2 protein-coding genes are annotated in these 2,690 nt (G+C 63.9%); one reads left to right on the forward strand and one right to left on the reverse strand.

Annotated elements, in window-relative coordinates; all coding sequences use genetic code 11:
* Nucleotides 1-142: 142 nt before the first annotated feature.
* Nucleotides 143-607, forward strand: coding sequence for an Hsp20/alpha crystallin family protein (locus tag VFW69_RS25190; RefSeq protein ID WP_526505800.1), 465 nt, complete (start codon nucleotides 143-145; stop codon nucleotides 605-607).
* Here VFW69_RS25190 and VFW69_RS25195 read toward each other — a convergent pair.
* On the reverse strand, nucleotides 573-2,336 hold the full coding sequence (locus VFW69_RS25195) for a PucR family transcriptional regulator (RefSeq protein WP_526505802.1): 1,764 nt from the start codon (nucleotides 2,334-2,336) through the stop codon (nucleotides 573-575). The two genes, VFW69_RS25190 and VFW69_RS25195, sit on opposite strands and share 35 nt — an antisense overlap.
* Nucleotides 2,337-2,690 lie beyond the last annotated feature (354 nt).

Below are 2,690 nucleotides of genomic sequence, written 5' to 3' on the forward strand. Positions count from 1 at the left end.
ATGCCGACCGTCGCCACTTATCCTGACTGACCCCGGCGAGCGAAATCGCGGGCCTGAAATCGTCCCGACAGTGCGAGGCGCCCGGCCGCTTCGACGGGGCAGTCTTTGACAACAACGCTGATGAGTTAGAAGAGGAGCTGACATGACTCTGTCCGTGAAAGGTTCTGCTGGTCAGGCGCAGTGGCGCCCGTTGCGCGAGTTCGAGAATCTCTATGCGCAGATGGATCGGCTGGCGCAGTCGGTGTTCGGTGACCTCACCGGTGATGGCGCCTGGTCGCCGGCGACCGACATCGTCGAGACCGACAGCGCGTATGTCATCGAGGTCGAGCTTCCTGGTGTGCGGCGCGAGGACGTCGATGTCAAGCTGAACGGCAACGAGTTGGTGGTAACCGGTGAGGTGAAGGAGCGCAAGCGCGAGGGCTTGTTCCGCCGCCGGACCCGGCGGGTCGGTGAGTTCGAGTTTCGTGTCACGCTGCCGGGTCACCTTCGGGAAGGCGACATCGAGGCGTCGTTGGCCTATGGCGTGCTCAACGTTTATGTACCGAAGGCCGAGAGCACCAAGTCAAGCAAGATCACGGTGAGTGAGTCGGGCGACGGCTCGCCCTAGACGCCCCGTTGCAGCGGGTTTCCGGTAAGCCATCGGGGTTCAGGAATCGCCACGCCCGCGTCGCGGCGTGCAGGTTGAACCGGGTATCGACGTTGCGGAGGTCGTGGCCGGTGAGTTCAGCGATGCGCGCCAGCCGGTAGCGCAGCGTGCTGCGATGGATGTGCAGTGCAGCCGCGGATTCGTCATAATTTCCACCGCACTCCAGGTAATCGCTCAGCGTCATCACCAGTTCGGAGTTCTTGCGGTCGTCGTAATCCAGGAGTGTGCCCAGCCATTCGCGCACGAAACTTTCGACCTCGCCGCCGCCATGGGCGGCGTCGATGAGGCGATAGAAACCGAGTTCGTCGAACGCCGCTGCGCCTTGTGGACTGACTGAGCGCAGCCGGATGCTCAGGGCGCGACGCGCTTCGATGAAGGATTGCGGAAAATCGTCGGGCACCGCGCATCGAGAGCCGATACCGATCACGCTGGACGTCCTGCCAAGGATTTCACTGATCGCGTGGTGAAACGCCCGCGGGTCCGGGCGGCCGTCGGTGAGCAGAACAACCAGACCGGCATGACGCCCGAGCAGGTAGTTCAGATGCAACGCGGTCGCGGCCCGCCCGACGGCGATTAGCGGCGTGCTCTCGGTGCGACCGGTACTTTGCATCACCACCACATGGTGGGGCCGTCGTAGGTCATGGCCCAGGGCGTCGGCACGAGCGTAGGCCCCGTCTCGGTCGGTGCCGGCCAACAGATCGTCGACAAGATCGCGGCGCAGATTGAGTTCGATCTCAGCGACGGTTCGCTGGTGGGAAAGCTCCAGCGCCAAAACGACGCTGCCATAGCGCAGGGCAAACAAGTCGTCCTCAGTCACCGTGCCGTCCGGGTCGTTCACCGCCAGGACACCGAGGATCTCGGCCCGGGGCTGGACAAGTGTGAGTACTCGCCCTCTGATTCGTGCCTGACCGGTCTGTGCGGCCAACTCGTGCAGCAGGAGTTCGCGCTCGTCCGTGAGCTGTTTGGGGTAGGGGTGGGGCTGTCCGGAACCGGCCCAGCAGCGCAGGTTGCCGAACCGATCCTCGATACCCACCGAATGCCCCGTCAGGTCATTCAGTGCATCCGCAATACCTTGCTCGCCCATACCCGCGGCCACCGCCGCGCTCAATACTTCGTGCACGTTCGTCTGCCGCTGTAGCCGCGTCACCGTGGTGCCGAGTGCACGGTTCGCTACCTTCAGATCGGCGTTCGCTACCTTCAGGTCGGCGTTCGATTTTGTCAGCTTCGCCGTATCACCGGAGTCGCTTTCATGCAGTGCGGCATGTGCCAGGGCGGCGCCGGTCTGCTGGGCCAGGATGGTCAGCAACTGCGTAGCGTCTTTCGACGGTGCACTGGCGGCACTGACCACCAAACACCCGTTGACGATGCTTCGGTGACTCAGCGGGAACGCCCACCCCCACCGGCCGTCTCTTGTGTCCACGTGGCCATCCCAGCCGGACTTGTGGTGCCGTTCGATGTCGGGGTGTGCTGGCACGGACGGTGGAAAGCGAACGAATCCGCCGTTCACCGACCGGTAACTGGCCTCGACCCGGCAGGATGCGAGTCCGTCGACGGCGGCGGTCGCTTCGCGGAGAATCTCGCCGACGTCGGAGTCATCGAAAGTGAGACGCGACAGGGCAGCCAGACCCCCTGATGAAGCCTGTTCGTCAGGCCGGGTGCCCTGTGCCGGGCTGTGCGATTCATCGTTCATGTTGGAGCGGCCAGACTCGGCTCCCTCCTCTCGAGCCACCGTGGCCGGAGGGGTCCGCTAAGGCGTCACTGAGGAACGGGATACCCGAGGTTGGCGTTCGGAAACGCCTTTCCGGGTCCGAAAGTGCCCACCCGGCGTCCGCTAATCAGACCCTTCTCCGCTGTGGTGCTGACAGGACGAATCAGAGTCCAGATTTTCGGCTCCCCGGGAGCACGCGACAGCGGATGCGGGTTGCCAGACTCTTTGTTCGGGAGCGAATTACGACGCGCATTGCAGGGCGAGCGCTGCTTTCCACTCCGTTAGTGGGCTGCGGCCCAAGTATTACGACGTCGTCGCGGACGTGGAGGGTGCCGA

It is taken from the genome of Mycobacterium sp. (assembly GCF_036273375.1).
In the GTDB taxonomy this organism is placed as follows: domain Bacteria; phylum Actinomycetota; class Actinomycetes; order Mycobacteriales; family Mycobacteriaceae; genus Mycobacterium.

Excerpts from the sequence above, each read along its gene's own strand:
- VFW69_RS25190 (WP_526505800.1), top strand. The coding sequence starts at position 143 with ATGACTCTGTCCGTGAAAGGTTCTGCTGGTCAGGCGCAGTGGCGCCCG.
- VFW69_RS25195 (WP_526505802.1), bottom strand. The coding sequence starts at position 2,336 with ATGAACGATGAATCGCACAGCCCGGCACAGGGCACCCGGCCTGACGAA.